The following is an 18,051-nucleotide window of genomic DNA, read 5'->3' as shown; positions in this document are numbered from 1 at the left end:
GGCCCAGCCTCGTGCCGGTCCGCGGGCCCGGGAGAAAGAAGATTCATGGCCGGCTCCGCCGCACGCCGGCCATGAATCTCAATCCCGGCGGCGAAGCGCCCCGGGCATCCCCACGAAGGGACCGTGGCTCCGGCGGCGCCACAGCAGCGCCGCCATCAGCAAGACGAACATCGAGGGACCGAAGACGCCGCCACCGGAGCCGCCGGCCGCCGGCTCCCCGGAGGCCTCCAGCCTCAGGCGTCCCTCGGGCACGCCGACCCGGTCTTGGCGGCAGGGCTGGCTCTGCACCGCGTTGCAGCCGGGCAGCGCAGCGCCGGCACGCGCGCCGCGCAGCCAGCCCAGCACCAGCGTCGAGTCATGGTTTTCGCCCAGGTGCACGGCATGCACTGCCGGCACCGGGCGGGCACCGTGGTCGAGGTTCGGCGTATCGATGGCCAGGCGGATCGAGGAACCGGCGCGGAACACGTGGTTGAACGGCAGCATCGGGATGCGCGCCAGCACCGGCTCGCCGGGCACCAGCGGCCTGGCGTCCGCGGCCCGGTGGGTGTGCCAGGGCCGCAGCGGCGTCGAGCGCGCCGCATCCTCGTGGCGGTGCGACAGGCGCAGCCAACCGTTCTGGATGTACATCTCCTGCCCGTCGGGCCGCACCTCGCTGAGCGTCACCTGCACGTCGGCGTCGGTGCCCGGCGTGGACATCCACAGTTCCACGCTGCCGGAGCCGAGGAATTCGGCATCCTGCTCCAGCGGCGGCGTGGTGTAGTTCAGCACCGTACCCGGCAGCTGGGGCCATCCCCAGCGGCTGAAGGCCGCCAGCCAGTCGTAGGCCGTATTCGCCGAGACCGAGGGATACAGGTAGCGCTCGACCGTCTCCTTCGCCGCCACCGGCTCCAGGTCCAGCCGGCCACCCGGCTGAAGCCGCAGGCGCAGCGGCTGCACGCCGCCGTCGAAGCGATCATGGCTCGTGGTCCAGGCCGGGCGGCCCGGCGAGGTCCAGCGCTCGATGCCGGCATCGCCTTCCGGCGGCACCTCGTGATGCAGGGTCAGCCTGGGGGTGCGCTCCCAGCCGTTCGCCTCTGCCTTGAGATAGCGGCCGTAGAAGCGCATCAGCATGTCCTCGGATACTGCGCAGCCGCCGTGGAGGCCGTTGTTGGCCACCAGCCAGGTGCTGTCCCGCGGCAGGTCCTCGGCAAACAGATCGGCGGCGCGGCTGGTGACCGTGGAGTCCTGCCAGGTCACGCAACCGAGTGTCGGCAGGCGCACGGCCGGCAGCATCGTGGAGGGATCGCGCGACCAGTAGTCATCGCGGTAAGGATGCAGCAGCATGTTCAGGCCGACATTGGCGGCGGTATTCGGCAGCAGCGACTGCAGGATGTGGGCCAGGCACTGCGGGTCTCCCAGGGCCTCGGCATTGGCGCCCGAAGACTGCAGCAGCGGCCGCGACAGCAGCCCCCAGCCGGTGACGAAGACACTGTTGTAGATGCCTCCCGGATAGGCCATGTCGCGGTAGAAGTCCGGGAACACCTGCCAGGGCGCGATCGCCTTCAGCGCCGTTGGCGCCAGTGCCGCCACCGCGAACTGCGAGGTGCCGGTGAAGGAGATGCCGAACATGCCGACGCGGCCATTGGACCAGGGCTGCGCGGCGATCCAGTCCACCACCTCGGCACCGTCCCGCCCCCACTGCGGTGCATCCTCGGCGACGAAGGTCCCGCCCGAGCAGCCGGTTCCGCGGATGTTCACGCCGATGGCGGCATAGCCGCGCTGCGCCCAGAACGAGGTCACGTAGGGCCGCGTCACCGGCCCGTTGCGAGCGGCGCCGGCCTCATAGGGGTCATAGATGAATACCGTGGGGAAACTGCCCCGCTCGTCCGGCAAGGCCAGGTTGTAGTGCAGCTTCACGCCGTCGCGCAGCGTGATGTAGCCCTGGCGACGCACTTCGGCCGCCGCGGGCTGCGCCAGTGCCAGGCACAGCCATGCAAAAAGCAAAACACCCCTCGGGCGCAGGCGCGCCAATGCGTCCAGCATGTTGGTCTCTCCTCGCGTTCGCAGCCGTCGAGGGCCGGCAGGCCCTTCGCGGACGCGTATATGTCGTGGCTCCATCTTCGCGGCGGCCCTGCGGCAGCGCCATTGGCAGGTTCACGGCTGCTTTTGTGCCGCGGCACAAAGGCAGGGCGGCCTGCCCGGCGGCGCCCCGTGCTATACAAGGGTCAGCCCGGCGGCAAAGACCGGGCGCATATGGAGGAGACGGCAGATGAGCAAGGCAGCCCGGCCGCGCGATGGCGCGGCCGTCCCGGCGGTTTCACGGCGGATGGCGCCGGAGGTGCGGGCACTGTCGCAGCGTGCGGAGACCATCGTGCAGCGCGTCTTTGCCACGGTGCGGGAAGACGTGCCGGAGTACGCCGCGATCCGCGATCCGGCCGTGGTTCAGGAAGTCGAGACCATGATCCGGATCAACGTCGACATCTGGTTCCGCGCCCTGCTGGGTGGGCGCTCGCCCGATGCCGAGATGCTCAAGCCGGTGGCGGACTTCGCCCGCCGGCGCTTCCACCAGGGCATCGCGCTGACCGGGTTGCTGCATTCCTTCCGCGTCGGCAGCACGGTGCTGTGGCAGGCCTTTCTCGACGGCGTGCAGCACCGCCACGAACTGCGCGACGAGGTGCTGCTCAAGCTCTCGCCCTACATGATGTACCACACCGACCTGCTCGGTCAGACCATCAGCCATGCCTACGTCGACGAGCAGCGCCGCGGCGAACGCTGGCAGAGTCGCCTGCAGCACGAACTGTGCTCCATCGTCTTCGACCGCCCCGACGACGCCGAGGGATTCCGCGAACGGGCGCTGGCGCTGGGCGCCGACCCCCTGGGACGGCGCATCGCGCTGGCTTTCGCCAAGACCTCCCCCGGCGGCAGCCGCAGCGCCGCCGAGGACGAACTGGAATCGCTGATGCGCGCCCTGACCGTACGCGACGAGCCGCGCCCCATCGGCACGCTGTGGCGCGAGCACGCGGTGATCTGGATGGCCGTACCCGGCGGCGAGAACGCGATCCGCCACGAGCGCCGCCTGTCCACGCAGCTGGGCCAGTTGCCGGCGCTGCGCGGACACCCGCAACCCGTGGGCATCGGGCTTGCCGGCACCGGCGCCCGCGGCTGGCACCTGAGCGCGGAACAGGCCTTGCGCGGCCTCGACATCGGACGGCGCCTGGCGACGCGCGGCCGGCAGTTCCGCTATTCCGACTACGTGCTCGACGACACTGCCCTGCAGTCGCGCAACGTCGCCGGCTACCTGGAAGGGCTGCTGGAGCTGATCGCCCCGGAGCCGCACCTGCTGGAGACACTGGACAGCTATTTCCTGCAGCGGCAGCAGCGCAAGGCAGTCGCCGCCACCCTGCAGATCCATCCCAACACCCTGAGCTATCGCCTCAAGCGCATCGAGACGCTGCTGAAGGCCGACCTGGACGATCTGTCCTGGCAATCGCGCCTCAGCGCCGCGCTGCTGATGCGGCGCATGGGTCGCGCCGACAGCGTGTAGCCGTCGCGCGGCGCGCAACGCTCCGGAGTCGCGCCGGAGAAGCGGCCCCGCTCAGAACATCAGGGTCTCGGCAAAGGGATCGACCGCCGGGCGCCGCCCCTGCTCGTGCGCCCGGAGATGCTCCAGCACCGCGACATGTCCGGCCCGGCGCGCCAGCATCGCCGGGGTCGCGCCGTTGTCGGCCCGCAGATCCGGATTGGCGCCCGCCGACAGCAGCACGTCCACCGCCTCCAGGAAACCCCGGCCCGCGGCCTGGTGCAGTGCCGTGTGCCCGGAGACCTGTGCCGCATCGGGCCGTGCGCCGGCGCGAAGCAGTCGATGGACAATGCCGAGGGCGCATTCCTGGGAGGTCTGCGTCAGGGCGCTGTTGAGCGGATGGGAGCGCATGTTGTTGCGCGACACGGCGTTGGGGTCGGCGCCGGCCTGCAGCAGCCGGTCCACGCAGTCGCCATGCCCGAAGAAACAGGCCAGGCCCAGCGGCAGGAAGCCATCGGCGCCCGGCAGGTTCACCTGCTCGGGATGGCGGCGCAGCAGGGTCGCCAGGGGTTCGATCGCACCCATGGCCGCCGCCTCGCAGAGATTCAGCTCGTCGCGCAAGGCCAGCAGGTAGGCGGCGACACGCTCATGCCGCTTGTAGGCGGCCACCAGCAGCACCGAGGCCCCGGTGTTGTCGACCGTATCGATCAGGTCGTGGTCCAGGGCCAGCAGTTCCTTCACGCGCGAGAACTCGCCACCCTTCACCGCGTTGAGGAAATCCTGCCGCAGCAGCAGCACGCCCTGCTGGGGCGAGGCAACCATTTCCTTCGCGCGGAAGGCAGGCGCGGGAGCACCCCACTGCATGGTATGGGCATCGACCATCGCCAGGCGGTTGCCCCAGGGATCGGTCAGGCACAGTCCTGCCTCGCCTGCGGGCATGCGACGGGGCTCGGCATCGACCTCGGTCGCCCCCATCTGCAGCGCCCGCACCCGCAGCTGCATCAGGTTTTCATCCACCCCGATATAGATCGCCTGCGGCGACGGGGGCAGTACTGCCTCACCGTCGACCCGGGCGTCGTAGCAGGTCAGCAGGGCCTGGCCCAGCGGAAAGCTGTGGCTGGCCGGCGGCACGCGGAAACCGTCCGCCAGCAGCAGGCTGCCGTAGAAGCGCGCGGCCTGGTCCAGTCCCGATACCGGGATCACGATCCGGAATAGCTTGGCCCCCATAAATCCCCCGAAGAGACGACTCACGCGGCTGCAGAACGGCAGATGCAGCCATTTTTATGTCTTCAACCTGACACGATTGCACGAAAAAGCGGCCGCTGACAAATCGATGCCGTTTTTGTGCCAGACCACAAAAGTGCTTGTGACATGGCCAATGGCGGCAGCGGGCTGCCGGCGGCACACTTCGCGGATTAGACATGGGCCTGCCGGTCCTGCGGCCAGTGCCGCCACGGCGACCAGGACAGCCCCCCGAGGAGAAAACATGAGTCTTTCCCTGCGCCTGGCCCGCGGAGCCGGCCTTGCAATGGCCGCCGCCGGCCTGCTCCTGGCCGCCGGCTGCGGCAGCAGCCAGCCCGTCGAGGGCGGCAACGGCGGCACCCCGGGCATCGACCATAGCCGCGAGTTCGACGCGAAGCTGATGCCGACGCTGGCGCAGGTGCGCGGCTGGCAGTACGAGATCGACCGCTTCGACAACGGCTTCCGTCCGGCCGGCAGCGTCGCCGAGATCGCCTACGCCCAGCGCCTTGCCAGCCAGCTGCGGGGCATGGGCGTACCCGACGTGCGCCTGGAACCCTATCCGGTCGACCGCTGGGTCGCACAGAAGGCCCAGCTCGAACTGTTGTGGGGCGAGTCCCCGGAAGACGTCCCCCTGGTGTCCTACATTCCCTTTTCCGGCAACACCGGGGCGGAAGGCCTGGAAGGCCCGCTGGTCTATGTCCCGGGCCTGGCCGCCGTGGACCTGACCGATGTCGTCGTGCGCATGCTCGACAGCGGCGCCCTCGCCGGCGGCGTCCTCGGGCTGGTGCAGTCGCTGGTATCCCTGCTCGGCGATACCGCCAGCGGACTGTCCTCCATCGTCTCCCTGCTCGCCGCGGCGGACGTGCGCGGCAAGATCGTGGTCTACGACCTTCCGCGGCTGACGATCCCCATCGGCGTACTCAGCAGCATCGCCCTGCATGTGACCGACGATGCCGGCACCATGGGTTTCACCACGCCCTTCTCGCGCCCCTTCCTCGACATGGTGGTGGCGCAGGTGGTCACCACCGCGCTGAAGGCCGCCGGCGCCGCCGGAGCGGTCGGCATCGTCGACTATCCCCTGGAGGCCGCGCAGGGTTCCTACTACCCCTTCTTCGCGCGCTTCCTGCCGGCCTCGCCCACGGTCTACCTGGACCGCGACACCGGCGCCGCGCTGAAGCAGCGCCTGCTGGCCAACCCGCTCTCACCCAAGCCGGCCCGGCTGACGCTGCATGCCCTCGAGGAAAGCGTGGAGGCCTACAACGTGGTCGCCGTGCTGCCCGGCGCCAGCGAACTCGAGATCGTGCTCAGCTCGCACACGGACGGCACCAACTCCATCGAGGACAACGGTCCCGCGGCCATCCTCGGGATCATGCGCTACTTCACCCGCATCCCCCAGGCGCAGCGCAAGCGCAGCCTGCGCGTGGTGTTCAGCGGTGGACACTTCGGCGGCGGCGGCCTGGGCCACTACATCGAGGAACACCACGACGAATTGCAGGAGAAGGTGCTCGCGGCGATCGAGATCGAGCACGTCGGCGCCCGCGAGTGGCTGGAAATCGCCCCGGGCGTCATGGGTCTCACCGGGCTCAACGAGCCGCAGGTGATCGTCACGCCCTTCGGCGCGGCATTCGAGCGAGAGAGCATCCTGCTGTCGCAGCAGTTCGACCGCAGCATCGTGCTTCCTCCGGTGCTGCCCTTCGGCGAAGGCCAGGCCTACCGCAACGATGCGGGGCTGCCGATGATCCAGTACATCACCGGTCCGGTGTACCTGCTCAACTTCGGCATCCCACGCGTCACCAGCGAGTTCACCGATTACCCGCTGATGCATGCGCAGGTCGGCGCCTTCGTGCGCATGATCCTCAACCTGGGCAACGAGCCGGCCGGCGTGCTGCGCTCCGGCCTGGAAGAACGCTAAGGTTTTCCCAGCACCAGATAAGGCTCCAGCGCCTCACGCACGGCGGCGCGGCGCTGTTCGTCGGACAGGGGCCGGTTCGCCAGGTCGTTGGCCTGCGCCATCACGGCCATGTAGTGCGGCGTCCCGTCCACTTCCTCGCGCAGGGCCACGCGGGGGTACCGGGCGAGCAGTTCCGCCCAGACCGAGCGCACCGCGGCCCAGTAGGCGCGGGTCTTGCGCCAGTACTCGCGGCCGGGCCCGAAGTCGTAACCCTGCACCCGCGTGTAGGTGTTGAGTCCGCGCTCGCGCACCAGCGCACGCGGACCACCCTCCGCCTTACGGTCCAGCTTCAGGCTGTCCTGCTCGTGTACCCAGCCGGCGGGCGTCAGCGTCTGGCGATTCCAGGTGTCCAGCACGTCATAGTCGCCGCGCGTGGTGTGCTCGCGCCGCGGCAACGGCCGCCAGGTGCGGTCGGAGGCCCAGCTGGACACGCCATCCTGATGCGTCCAGCGCCCCAGCGCCGCGTAGCGCGGGCTGTCGTCCACCTGCCAGACCGTCTGCAGCCAGCGCCCGCGCGCCTGCTCCGGGCCGGCGCGGCGCACTTCCCAGGCGTAGTCGCCGGCGTAGCCCCAGTACCGGGTCTGCTCGTACTCCCAGTCCTGCCGCCAGTGCTTGGTCACATGGCCGGATCCGTCCACCAGCACATGCTGCAGCACGATCCGACGCGGGCTGTCCTCCAGGACCTCCACGAACTCATGGCCGCCGGTCAGGTGCGGCTCCTGCCGCTTGTAGCCGGGCTGCAGCGCCACGGTTTCGTCGAAGCGGAAATGCACCTCGTACTCGCCGGCCATCGCCAGGATCGCGCGGCGGTCACGCTCCGGGTCCCCTTCCGTTGCCGTCGCGGGTGGCATGGACGTGGTGGCGCAGGCCACCGCCATCAGGCTCAGGGCAAGGACAAGGGCGTTCCGGATCGTGGGCATGGGATGGCCGTGAATATCAATCGCTTCCTTATTTAATTGATAATTAATATCATTTGCAAATCGCGGGCAGGGGCCGCAGCGTCAAGATCACACTCGGGGGAAGTTCATGGACCAGCTGGCGTCGCTGCAGATCGCCCTGGCGGCTATCGCCTTGCATCACCTGTTCGCGCGACGCACCGAAGCGTCCAACCGCTGCGAGTGGCTCCTCGCACTGCTGCTGCTGAATGCCGCCGCGCTGGCCCTGTGGAACGCGGCCGCAGGCCCTGCCGCATTGCCCGAGCTATGGCTGCGTCACGCGCTCGCCCAGGGCGCCATGGTTGCCACGCTGCGCCTGGGGTTGGCGCTGCGCCGCCTGCAGCCGCGACGGCTGCGGCGCTTCCTCGCGCCGGTCTCCTACATCGCCGTCACCCTCGCCGCCTCGCTGCTGCCGCCGCCCGTCCTGGCCCGGAACGCCGAGGCCGAATCGACGCTGCCGACCATCCCCTTGCCGCAGGAAGAGCGGCGCATGCCGGAGTTGCGCGAGGACTTGCCGGTGCAGCTCGCGCCGGTCGTCGTCACGGGCGAGAAGCTGGGCCGCTCGCTGGCCGAGACCAGCAGCAGCGTCGCCATCGTCACCCGGGAGGACCTCAGGGCGAGCAGCGATGCGTCGATGAAGGACGTGGTCACGCAGTTCGCCAACGTCGTATCGGCCGATGGCGACCGCGCCATCGCCATCCGCGGCGTGCCGCAGGGCGGCATCGGCGGCCAGGGCGACACCATCAGCGTCTATCTCGACGGCGTGGCCCTGCCGTCGCGCGCCGGCGCCTTCGCCGGACCGCTGTCGGCCTGGGACCTGGAGCAGGTCGAGATCCTGCGCGGCGCCCAGTCCACCAACCAGGGCCGTAACAGCCTGGCCGGCTCGGTGGTGCTGCGCTCCGTCGAACCCACCGAGGACTGGGACCTCCGCCTGCGCGCCGGCCTGATGAGCCGCGACGGTCACGACTACGCGCTGGCCGGCGGCGGCCCTCTCACCGACACGCTGCGCTTCCGCATCGCCACGCAGGACCGCTACGACAACGGCGACGTGGTCAACACCACGCGCAACGAGGACGACGCCCAGCGCGAGCGCACGCGTAACGCCCGGGCGCGCCTGGCTTGGTTGCCGCAGGCCCTGCCCGGCTACCAGGCTCTCTATGGCTACACCGAGTCGGACAACGAATACGGCGATCCCTTCCACGACTCCTCCGGCGGCGACCGCACGGAGACCTCCAATGTCCGGCCCAACGAGGACGTGAGCACGAAACTGCACAGCCTGGAGCAGAGCTATGCCTTCAGCCGGCGCTGGAGCCTGGAGGCGATCAGCGGCTGGTCGAAGCTGTCCAACCTGTACACGATCGACTACGACCGCAGCGCCGCCGAGGGCGGCTATTCCGACAACACCGAGGACGAGGAAATCCTCAGCCAGGAGCTGCGGCTGCGCTATTCGCGCCCGCGCCTGAAGGCGGTCACCGGTCTCTACTACGCCGGATCCGACGTGGTGAAGAACACCACCGGATACGATGTCGCCGCGGGCGGCGGCATCGCCCTGCTCAACGGCACCATCGACTCCGACGCCAGCACCCGCACCACCGCGTTGTTCGCCGAAGCCGACTGGGATTTCGCCGAGGCCTGGAGACTCACCGCAGGCCTGCGCCTGAACCGCGAGCGCGCCCGCCGCCACGACGTCAGCCAGCTCGACCTGAGCCTCACGACCCCTCCTCAGGTTCCCCTGCCGCTGCCCATCGTGATCCCGGTGCTGGATCCGCTGGCCGACGTTCTGGCCGCTGCCGCCTCCGGTCTCGTACCGCCGGACTATGACGAAAGGAACGACACGCGCTTCACCGACCTGCTGCCCAAGGCCGGCCTGACCTGGTTCGCCACCGACGACAGTTCTCTGGGCCTCACCTACCAGGAGGGCTACCGCTCCGGCGGCACCAGCATCTCCTTCTTCGGCGGGGCGGTCAGTCCCTATGACCCGGAGTACACCCGGACCGTGGAACTGTCGCTGCGCTCACGCTGGCTGCAGGAGCGGCTGACGCTCAACGCCAACCTGTTCTACACCCGCTGGCGCGACCAGCAGGTCACCATCGGCGAGACTTCCGGCTTCGCCACCTACACCACCAACGCCGGACGCTCGCACTACTACGGCCTGGAAGCCGAGCTGCTGTGGAAGCTGCAGGGGCCGCTGGAGGCCTTCCTCACCTTCGGCCTGCTGCGCAGCGAGTTCGACGAATTCGGCAACGACCTCAATGGCGACGGCGACACCAGCGATGCCGACGACGAGGACTACCGGGGCAACGAGTTCCCTTACGCCCCGCGCCAGACCGCCGGCATCGGCCTGACCCTGCGGGAATGGAAGCGGGTCAGCGGGCAGCTCGCCGCCAACTATATCGGCTCCTTCCACAGCGACCCGGACAATGACCCGCGTTCGCGCGCCGACGCCCGCGTGCTGGTCAACGCCAAGCTGGGCTATGCCCTGCCGGCCGGCTTCACGCTGGCGGTCTACGGACGCAACCTGACCGGCGAACTCAACGACCAGGGTGCGCTGGTGGCCGGCAGCCGCCTGGCCAGCCGCTACGGCGAGCCACGCAGCTTTGGCGCGCTGCTCGAGTGGCAGATGCCGTAGGAGCGGCCGTTGGCCGCGTGGGCGGCATGCCCATGACAGTCTCCGTATCGCGGCAACGGCCGCTCCTGCGGAAAACTTCAGCCCGACTCGCCGCGATAGCAGACGATGTTGTCCGGCGTTTCTTCGACGCGCACCTCGGACAGCAGCTCGCCGAAGCGCGCATGGCAGACCTTCCAGAACACCAGGGCCACGTTCTCGGAGGTGGGGTTCACGCCGCGGAACATCTCCACGTCGTGATTCAGGTGGTAGTGGTCCACGCGCGCAATGATTTCCTCGCGCAGGAAGTTCTTCAGGTCCGCCAGGTTCACCACCATGCCGGTGGCGGGGTCCACGCCGCCGCGCAGCGTCACCTGCAGCACGTAGTTGTGGCCGTGGCCGTTGTCGCGGGCGCACTTGCCGTACAGCGCGAAGTTCTCCTCGCGCGACAGCGTCGGCTCCCACAGGCGGTGCGAGGCGCAGAAAGACTCGCGGCGGCTCAGGGTCACGATCGGCCGGGAATCAGCCATTGCAGAACACCTCCAGGGTCGTGCCGGTGGTGGCGCCGGACTGGGCGCGGTCCAGCAGGTAGGCCACGCTGGGCGCCACATCCTCCGGCTGCACGCCGCCGTACAGGCCGTAGCGCGCATTCATATCGGTCCTCATGTAGCCGGGTGCCACGGCATTGACGCGGATGTTGAACTCGCGCCCGTCGAAGGCCAGGGCTTCGGTCAGGCCGGTCACCGCATGCTTGCTGGGGGCGTAGACGCTCTTGCCCGGGGCGATCTGCAGGCCGCGGATGCCGGACAGGGAGGACACCAGCACGATATCGCCCCCGCCCCGCGCGCTCATCGTGCGGAAGGCCTGCTGGCACAGGTACCAGAGTCCGCGGACGTTCACGTCCATCACCCGGTCGTACTCCTCCAGGCTCGTGTCCATGAAGGGCTTGATCAGCAATTGCGCGGCGCTGCCGACGATGCCGTCGGGCGGGGTGTCGCCGAAGCCGGTGTAGAGCGCATCCAGGGCCGCCGTGTCGCCGATGTCGCAGGCATGGCCGCGGACATCCGCTCCCCGGGCGCGCAACGGCGCGGCAACCTCTTCCAGGGCCTCGGCGCGGCGGCCCAGCAGGGTCAGGCGGTGCCCCTGGCCGGCCAGCAGCCGCGCGGTGGCGGCGCCGAGGCCGGAGCCTCCGCCGGTGACGAGGATATGACGCTGTTTCGGCTGGATCATCAGGAGCTTGGACCGTCAGGGGTGCAAATGATGCACCGGTTGACAGCATGCCCGAAACCACCCGGGGCGCCTCCCCAGTTTGCAGCATGCCCCTTGACTGGACAGGCAGGGAAACGGGTGCCGGACGGCAGGCGGGCGCCCCGGGCCCCTCGAGACCCTCGCCTACTCGTACCTCAGCGCCTCGATCGGATCGAGCTGCGAGGCCTTGCGGGCCGGATAGAGGCCGAAGACCACCCCCACCGCGGCACTGACGGCCACCGACAGCAGCACCACGTCCACTCGGATCAGCAGCGGCCAGCCGAAGGACGAGGACAACTGCTGGGCGATGGTGACGCCGAGCGCGACGCCGGTCAGCCCGCCGATCAGGGCCAGCACCAGCGCCTCCACCAGGAACTGCAGCAGGATGTCGCGCGGACGGGCACCCACCGCCATGCGCACGCCGATCTCGCGGGTGCGCTCGGTCACCGATACCAGCATGATGTTCATCACGCCGATGCCGCCCACCAGCAGGGACACCGCCGCAATGGCCGCCAGCAGGGTGGTCAGCGTCTTGGTGCTCTCCTCCTGCGCGCTGGCCATCTCGGCCAGGTTGCGGACGTTGAAGTCATCCTCCGCGCCCGGGCGGATGCGGTGCCGGTCGCGCAGCAGGTTGGTGAGATCGCTCTCGGTCTTGGAGGTCGGCACCCCGGGGGCCGCGCTGACGTAGATCGTGCCGGCAATGAACTTCTTGAGGCCGCCCTGCAGCTTCTCGGCATAGGCGCGCACCGGCACCAGCGCCGTGTCATCGTAGTCGTCACCCATCGGCGACTGGCCCTTGGCCGCCAGCACGCCCACGACCTCGAAGGGCACGTTGCGGATGCGCACGATCTGCCCCACCGGATCGGAATAGGCGCCGAACAGCTTCTCCACCACGGTCTGGCCCAGCAGCACGACCTTGACGTTGGAGTCGGGGTCCTCCGGCAGGCCGCTGCCGCTGGCGATGCGCCAGTTGCGCGCCAGCAGGTAGTCCGGCGTCACCCCGGCCACGCGGGTGGTCCAGTTCTGCTCCTCGGAGATCAGCGGGGCGTTGCTGCGCAGTTCGGGCGCCGCATACTTCACCGAGGGCAGCTCGGTCTGCATCGCCTTGAGATCGTCCCAGGTCAGGGTCGGCTGGCTGCCGAAGCCGCCGCGCGAGCCGCCCATCTGGCTGGAGCCCGAGCGCACCACCAGCAGGTTGGTGCCCATCGCGGAGAAGCTCTGCTCGACGCGCGACTTGGCGCCCTCGCCGATGGAGACCATCGCGATCACGGCGGCCACGCCGATGATGATGCCCAGGGCGGTCAGGAAGGAGCGCAGGCGGTTGCGCAGCAGCGCGCGGATCGCCACGCGGATCACGGCCAGCAGGTTCATGCCTGCACCTCGGCGATCACCGGCTCGCGGCGGATATCGCTGATCACCTGTCCGTCCTTCATCACGATGTTGCGCGCCGCGTATTCGGCGATATCGGGCTCATGCGTCACCAGGATCACGGTGATGCCGGCCCGCCCCAGCGACTGCAGCAGGGCCATGACCTCCACGCTGGTGGCGGAATCGAGATTGCCGGTGGGCTCGTCGGCCAGGATCACGCGCGGCTCGCCGACCAGGGCGCGGGCAATGGCCACGCGCTGCTGCTGGCCGCCGGAAAGCTGGCTCGGCGTATGGTCCAGGCGCTTGCCCAGGCCCACGCGCTCCAGCGCGGCGGTCGCGCGGGCGTGGCGCTCGGCGGCGGGCACCCCCGCGTACAGCAGCGGCAGCTCCACGTTCTCCAGCGCACTGGTGCGCGCCAGCAGGTTGAAGTTCTGGAACACGAAGCCCAGCGTGCGGTTGCGGATGTCGGCCAGCTCGTCGCGGCCCAGCGTGGACACCTCGCGGCCGTCGAGCCGGTAATGGCCCGCGGTCGGGCGATCCAGGCAGCCCAGGGTGTTCATCAGCGTGGACTTGCCGGAGCCGGAGGTGCCCATGATGGCCACGAACTCGCCGGCCTCGATGTCCAGGGTGACGCCGCGCAGCGCGCGCACCTCCACGTCGCCCATGTGGTACTCGCGGGTGACGTCACGCAGTTCGATCAGTGCCATGTCGAGGGCCTGCCTCAGAACATGCGCATGCCGGGGGCGCCGCTGCGCGGCTTGTCGTCCTCGGCGGAGGGCATGTCGGTGATCAGTTCATCGCCTTCCTTCAGGCTGCCCTCGATCACCTCGGTGTAGCTGCCGTCGCTGATGCCGGTCTTGATCTCCACCGGCTGCGCCTGGCCTTCTCGGAGCACGTAGACCGTGCGCGGACCGCTGGAGGCGCCCTCGCCGCCCCGCTGGCGGCGCTGCCGGCGCTCGCCATTGCCATTGGCCGCGCCGGCCTCCGTGCCCGCCGGGGCCTGTCGCGCGCCGGATTCCGGACGCGCCTGGGCCTGCGCCGGGGCGGCCGCCGCCTTGGGCCCGCCATTGCCGTGCTGGCCGTCGGCACCTGGCATGCGGAAGCGCAGCGCCGCATTCGGCACCTTGAGCACGTCCTCGCGCCGGGCATAGACGAAGGTCACGTTCGCGGTCATGCCGGGCTTGAGCTTCAGTTCCTCGTTGGTCACGTCGAGCACGGCATCGTAGGTGACCACGTTCTGCGTGGTGGTGGCGGCATCGCGCACCTGCCGCACCTCGCCGCGGAAGCGCTCGCCCGGATAGGCGTCCACCGTGAAGTTGGCCTTCATGCCGCCCTGCAGCTTGCCGACGTCCGACTCCGCCACGCTGGTATTGACCTGCATCTGCCGCAGGTCCTGGGCGATGGTGAACAGCACCGGGGCCTGCAGCGAGGCCGCCACGGTCTGGCCGACGTCCACGCTGCGCGAGATCACCACGCCGTCGGTCGGCGAGATGATGTCGGTGTAGTTGAGGTTCACCTGGGCGCGGTTCAGCGCCGCGCGCGCCTGGGCCAGGGCGGCCTGCGAGGACACCACCGAGGCATCGGCGGCATCGGCCGTCGCCTGGGCGGTGTCGCGCTCGCTCTGCGAGATCAGGCCGCGGGGCGACAGCTCGTCGGCACGCCGGGCCTGGCGCCGGGCATCCTGGGCCTGAACCTTGGCGCGGGTCAGGTTGGCCTGCGCCGCCATCACATTGGCCTGCTGCTGCTCGACCTCGGCCAGGAACAGGCGCGGGTCGATCTTGGCGATCAGCTGCCCTTTCTTCACCTGGGAGTTGAAATCCACGTACAGGTCCTGGATGCGGCCGCTGACCTGGCTGCCCACCTGGACCGTGACCAGCGCCGACAGGGTGCCGGTGGCGGTCACCTTGGCCACCACCTCGCCGCGCTCGGCAGGCGCCGTGGTGAACTCGGGGGGCTTCTCGCCCTTGAACAGGCCCTTGCCGAACCAGAGGACGGCGGCGAGCACCAGCACGGCGGCGGCCCACAGGCCCCAGCGCCGGCCGGGGCGTCCGGAGCGCAGATTGTTGTTCGAATTCATGAATGCGGGTTTGGCGGGTCGAAGGGTCGGGGGGCGGGAAGCCTAGCAGCGGTATTGTGTCATCAAGACGTTGAAACGCAGCCAGCCATAGCCCGTTGACATGATGCGGAATTCCCGTCGCCTTGCGGCGGGACTAATGCCAGAATGGGCTTACCACATGAACGCCATCGAAAAAGAGCGCGCGCAGGACCTCTCCCGTCCCCGGGGGACCCCTTGATGCCCGAGGGCCTGATACTCGGCACGCCCTACCCCGATCCCGTCGCCGGGGTCCATGTCGGCTTCCTGCTGGCCATCGGCGTGCTGGGCCTGGCGATCTACGCCCGCTACCGCGACGAGCCCTCCATGCCCTGGCTCGCCCTGAGTGCCCTGCTGTCGCTGCTGTGGCTGCTGGCCTGGCGCGGCCAGATCCCCGGGCCGGCGAAACTCACGGCGCCCGCCATGCCGCTGTTCGGCGCCCTGTTCAGCGCCACCGTGCTGCGCTACGGGCGGCTGTCCCTGGACAGCCGCCGGCGACTGCCCGCCCTGGACCCGGGGCTGCGGGTCCTCAACGGCCTGCTGCTGCTGGCCGCCGGCGCCGCCCTGCTGCTGCCTGCGGCCTGGTCGCTGCGCCTGCTCGGCCCGCTGGCCGCGGCGACGGCGCTGGGCCTGCTGATCGGTTCCTGGCAGCGCCTTCGCCAGGGCCAGTGGACGGCCATCGGCATCCTGGCCGGAGCCCTGCTGCTGCTCGCCGCCCTGGCCCCCAACACCCTGCTCTGGGTCGGCTACTCCCTGCCGCCGACCCCCGCCTTCTGGATGAATGTCTTCCAGGTCGCCAGCGGCCTGGCGGTAACCCTGTTCAGCCTCGGCACCATCGCCTCGCTGCACCGCCTGCGCGAGGACCGCATGTCCGAGCTCAAGCTGGCGCTGGACGGCCAGCGCGTGGCGCTCAGCAAGGCCAGCATCGACGACGTCACCCGCCTGCCCGACCGCAAGCTGTTCCGCGAGCTGCTGCGCAAGCGCGTGCAGGACGCGCACGAGCAGCAGCAGCGCCTGGCCGTGGTCAGCATCAGCCTCTCGTCCTACCGCACGCTGCGCCACGGCATCGACGGCAACGCCGCCGATGCCGGCCTGGCGGAGATCGCGCTGCGCCTGCGCCAGTCGGTCGGCTCCGGCGACCTGCTCACCCGCATGGGCAGCGACGGCTTCATCTGGATCACCCAGGTCCACCCCAGCGGCGAACTGCTGGACCTGCAGGGCCGCTGCCTGGGCCTGCGCCGCGACATCGGCGCTCCGCTGGCCAACGCCGGCGGCGTCATGGTCAGCTGCGACATCGGCGTGTCGATCTATCCGGACCACGGCGGCGACATCGACCTGCTGCTGCGCCGCAGCGACGAAGCCCTCTACCGTACCGAGCAGGCCGGACTGGGCGAGGTCATGGTGTTCCGCCCCGAGCTGCAGCAGCAGTCGCATCAGCACCTGCGCCTGGCCAAGCAGCTGCGCCAGGCCCTGATCCGCAACGAGCTGGTGCTGCACTACCAGCCCCTGGTCGGCCTGGAGAATGGCGAGCTGCGCGGCGCCGAGGCCCTGATCCGCTGGCCGCGCGACGGCGTCATGGTGCCGCCGGGCGAGTTCATCCCGGTGGCCGAGTCCAGCGGACTGATCATCCAGCTCGGCGAGTGGGTCATGCAGCAGGCCTGCCGCCAGATCGCCGACTGGCAGTCGCGCGGGCTCGACCTGCCCTATGTCGCGGTCAACGTCTCCGCCCACCAGTTCCGCCATCCGGACTTCGTCCGCCACGTCGAGAAGGCCCTCATCGCCTCGCCGCTGTCGCGCGACCGCCTGATGCTGGAGATCACCGAGAACATCGTGCTGGACGACATCGACCGCACCAGCGCGCTGCTGCAGCAGTTGCTGATGCGCGGCGTCAGTGCCGCGGTGGACGACTTCGGCGTCGGCTACTCCTCGCTCAATTACCTGCGCAAGCTGCCGGTGCAGGCGATCAAGATCGACCGCAGCTTCCTGCAGGGCATTCCGCAGGAACAGGAAGCGATGTCGGTGATGAGTACCATCATCACCCTGGGCCATGACTTGGGCCTGCGCGTGGTGGCCGAGGGCATCGAAACCGTCGAGCAGCAGCTGTTCCTGTCGCGCAAGGGTGTCAACTGCGGCCAGGGCTGGCTGTTCAGCAAGGCCATGTCCGCCGCCGACTTCGAGGCCTGGATGCTGAAGAACCAGGAACGCCTGGCCCGCACCCAGGCGCTGGCCAGCTAGGGCCTAGCGGAACTCCGGCTCCTCGCCCCACCAGGGGTAGCCCGGCGGCAGGTCCTCCGGCACGCGGTTGGAATACTTCGCCGGCCGCTTCTCCAGGAAGGACATCACCCCCTCCTTCACGTCCTCGCTGCGGCCGCGCCAGTAGATCGCGCGGGTCTCGTGCGCATTGGCATGCACCGGGTGCGGGCTGCCCGCCATGCGCCAGATCATCTGCCGCGCCACCGTGGCCGACACCGGCGCTACGTTCGCGGCGATCTCGTCGGCCAGCCGCCGCGCCGCGGCCAGCAGCTCGCCCGGGGCGTGCAGCGATCGCACCAGCCCTGCCCGCAAGGCCTCCTCGGCGGGAAACACCCGGGCCGTCAGCACCCACTCCAGGGCCTGCGGCAGGCCGACGATCTTCGGCAGGAACCAGCTGCTGGCTCCGTCCGGAGCGATGCCGCGGGCACAGAACACGAAACCCATCTTCGCTCCTTCCGCGGCCAGCCGGATGTCCGCCGGCAGCGTGATGGTCGCCCCCACCCCCACCGCCGGACCATTGATCGCGGCGATCATCGGCTTGCGGCACTCGAAGAAGCGCAGCGCTACCTTGCCGCCGGCATCGCGCACCTCGTCCCAGTCGGGCTCCTGGCCCTCCGGCGTCTCGTAGCGGAAGGCATCCTGCCCCTTCTCCAGGTCCGCGCCGGCGCAGAAGGCGCGGCCGGCACCGGTGAGGATGACGGCCCGGATGTCGCCGTCGGCGTCCGCCAGGTCGATGGCGCGGATCAGCTCGTCCGCCATCGTGAAGGTGAAGGCGTTCATGCGCTCGGGACGATGGAGCGTGATCGTCAGGACATGACCGTCCTTTTCGTACCGGATCGTGGAGAAGTCCATCGTCAC

13 protein-coding genes are annotated in these 18,051 nt (G+C 69.6%); 4 read left to right on the top strand and 9 right to left on the bottom strand.

Annotated features, from left to right (window positions below; genetic code table 11):
- Positions 1–78: 78 nt before the first annotated feature.
- Complete coding sequence (locus C3942_RS16630; RefSeq protein ID WP_165797493.1) at positions 79–2,022, bottom strand: CocE/NonD family hydrolase; 1,944 nt, start codon at positions 2,020–2,022, stop codon at positions 79–81.
- Positions 2,023–2,248: 226 nt separating this feature from the next.
- On the opposite strand from C3942_RS16630, the gene C3942_RS16625 reads away from it, so the two are divergent.
- Positions 2,249–3,523, top strand: coding sequence for a PucR family transcriptional regulator (locus C3942_RS16625; RefSeq protein WP_165797492.1), 1,275 nt, complete (start codon positions 2,249–2,251; stop codon positions 3,521–3,523).
- Positions 3,524–3,574: 51 nt separating this feature from the next.
- On the opposite strand, the gene C3942_RS16620 is transcribed toward C3942_RS16625, so the two are convergent.
- Entirely contained in the window at positions 3,575–4,726 is a 1,152-nt protein-coding gene (locus C3942_RS16620) for an ankyrin repeat domain-containing protein (protein WP_104231487.1), read from the bottom strand.
- Positions 4,727–4,985: 259 nt separating this feature from the next.
- Between C3942_RS16620 and C3942_RS16615 the strand changes: the two genes are divergently transcribed.
- A complete protein-coding gene (locus tag C3942_RS16615; protein ID WP_104231486.1) occupies positions 4,986–6,653 on the top strand; it encodes a zinc-binding metallopeptidase family protein in 1,668 nt (555 codons plus the stop codon).
- On the opposite strand, the gene C3942_RS16610 is transcribed toward C3942_RS16615, so the two are convergent.
- Positions 6,650–7,612: a DUF6607 family protein gene (locus tag C3942_RS16610; RefSeq protein WP_104231485.1), complete on the bottom strand. Its 963-nt coding sequence runs from the start codon at positions 7,610–7,612 to the stop codon at positions 6,650–6,652. The two genes, C3942_RS16615 and C3942_RS16610, sit on opposite strands and share 4 nt — an antisense overlap.
- Before the next feature lie 106 nt (positions 7,613–7,718).
- On the opposite strand from C3942_RS16610, the gene C3942_RS16605 reads away from it, so the two are divergent.
- Positions 7,719–10,256, top strand: coding sequence for a TonB-dependent receptor (locus C3942_RS16605; RefSeq protein WP_104231484.1), 2,538 nt, complete (start codon positions 7,719–7,721; stop codon positions 10,254–10,256).
- A 77-nt stretch (positions 10,257–10,333) separates the two neighbouring features.
- On the opposite strand, the gene C3942_RS16600 is transcribed toward C3942_RS16605, so the two are convergent.
- The 5 genes from C3942_RS16600 to C3942_RS16580 all read right to left on the bottom strand — a co-directional run bounded on the left by C3942_RS16600 (position 10,334) and on the right by C3942_RS16580 (position 14,925).
- Positions 10,334–10,762 (bottom strand): 6-carboxytetrahydropterin synthase, encoded by a 429-nt coding sequence (locus C3942_RS16600; protein ID WP_104231483.1) that lies wholly within the window; start codon positions 10,760–10,762, stop codon positions 10,334–10,336.
- Positions 10,755–11,462: an SDR family NAD(P)-dependent oxidoreductase gene (locus tag C3942_RS16595; protein ID WP_104231482.1), complete on the bottom strand. Its 708-nt coding sequence runs from the start codon at positions 11,460–11,462 to the stop codon at positions 10,755–10,757. The genes C3942_RS16600 and C3942_RS16595 overlap by 8 nt, the downstream gene beginning before the upstream one ends.
- A 162-nt stretch (positions 11,463–11,624) precedes the next feature.
- Positions 11,625–12,851, bottom strand: a complete 1,227-nt coding sequence (locus C3942_RS16590; RefSeq protein WP_104231481.1) for an ABC transporter permease — start codon at positions 12,849–12,851, stop codon at positions 11,625–11,627.
- Positions 12,848–13,555: an ABC transporter ATP-binding protein gene (locus C3942_RS16585; RefSeq protein WP_243393643.1), complete on the bottom strand. Its 708-nt coding sequence runs from the start codon at positions 13,553–13,555 to the stop codon at positions 12,848–12,850. The genes C3942_RS16590 and C3942_RS16585 overlap by 4 nt, the downstream gene beginning before the upstream one ends.
- Positions 13,556–13,569: 14 nt before the next feature.
- Positions 13,570–14,925: an efflux RND transporter periplasmic adaptor subunit gene (locus C3942_RS16580; protein WP_104231480.1), complete on the bottom strand. Its 1,356-nt coding sequence runs from the start codon at positions 14,923–14,925 to the stop codon at positions 13,570–13,572.
- Between the two features lie 216 nt (positions 14,926–15,141).
- On the opposite strand from C3942_RS16580, the gene C3942_RS16575 reads away from it, so the two are divergent.
- Positions 15,142–17,175, top strand: coding sequence for a putative bifunctional diguanylate cyclase/phosphodiesterase (locus C3942_RS16575; protein WP_165797491.1), 2,034 nt, complete (start codon positions 15,142–15,144; stop codon positions 17,173–17,175).
- 3 nt (positions 17,176–17,178) lie between these two features.
- Here the strand turns inward: C3942_RS16575 and C3942_RS16570 are convergent, their stop codons facing one another.
- Complete coding sequence (locus C3942_RS16570; RefSeq protein WP_104231478.1) at positions 17,179–18,045, bottom strand: crotonase/enoyl-CoA hydratase family protein; 867 nt, start codon at positions 18,043–18,045, stop codon at positions 17,179–17,181.
- Between the last annotated feature and the right edge of the window lie 6 nt (positions 18,046–18,051).

Origin of the sequence: Solimonas fluminis (assembly GCF_002930645.1) — a bacterium.
Taxonomy (GTDB): domain Bacteria; phylum Pseudomonadota; class Gammaproteobacteria; order Nevskiales; family Nevskiaceae; genus Solimonas_A; species Solimonas_A fluminis.
This window is presented reverse-complemented; position numbering and strand designations above follow the sequence as displayed.

Bases quoted from the DNA above. Each gene is read 5' to 3' on its own strand.
- C3942_RS16630 (WP_165797493.1), bottom strand. From the start codon at position 2,022: ATGCTGGACGCATTGGCGCGCCTGCGCCCGAGGGGTGTTTTGCTTTTT.
- C3942_RS16590 (WP_104231481.1), bottom strand. From the start codon at position 12,851: ATGAACCTGCTGGCCGTGATCCGCGTGGCGATCCGCGCGCTGCTGCGC.
- C3942_RS16610 (WP_104231485.1), bottom strand. From the start codon at position 7,612: ATGCCCACGATCCGGAACGCCCTTGTCCTTGCCCTGAGCCTGATGGCG.
- C3942_RS16575 (WP_165797491.1), top strand. From the start codon at position 15,142: ATGCCCGAGGGCCTGATACTCGGCACGCCCTACCCCGATCCCGTCGCC.
- C3942_RS16585 (WP_243393643.1), bottom strand. From the start codon at position 13,555: ATGGCACTGATCGAACTGCGTGACGTCACCCGCGAGTACCACATGGGC.
- C3942_RS16600 (WP_104231483.1), bottom strand. From the start codon at position 10,762: ATGGCTGATTCCCGGCCGATCGTGACCCTGAGCCGCCGCGAGTCTTTC.
- C3942_RS16625 (WP_165797492.1), top strand. From the start codon at position 2,249: ATGAGCAAGGCAGCCCGGCCGCGCGATGGCGCGGCCGTCCCGGCGGTT.
- C3942_RS16595 (WP_104231482.1), bottom strand. From the start codon at position 11,462: ATGATCCAGCCGAAACAGCGTCATATCCTCGTCACCGGCGGAGGCTCC.
- C3942_RS16620 (WP_104231487.1), bottom strand. From the start codon at position 4,726: ATGGGGGCCAAGCTATTCCGGATCGTGATCCCGGTATCGGGACTGGAC.
- C3942_RS16570 (WP_104231478.1), bottom strand. From the start codon at position 18,045: ATGGACTTCTCCACGATCCGGTACGAAAAGGACGGTCATGTCCTGACG.
- C3942_RS16615 (WP_104231486.1), top strand. From the start codon at position 4,986: ATGAGTCTTTCCCTGCGCCTGGCCCGCGGAGCCGGCCTTGCAATGGCC.
- C3942_RS16580 (WP_104231480.1), bottom strand. From the start codon at position 14,925: ATGAATTCGAACAACAATCTGCGCTCCGGACGCCCCGGCCGGCGCTGG.
- C3942_RS16605 (WP_104231484.1), top strand. From the start codon at position 7,719: ATGGACCAGCTGGCGTCGCTGCAGATCGCCCTGGCGGCTATCGCCTTG.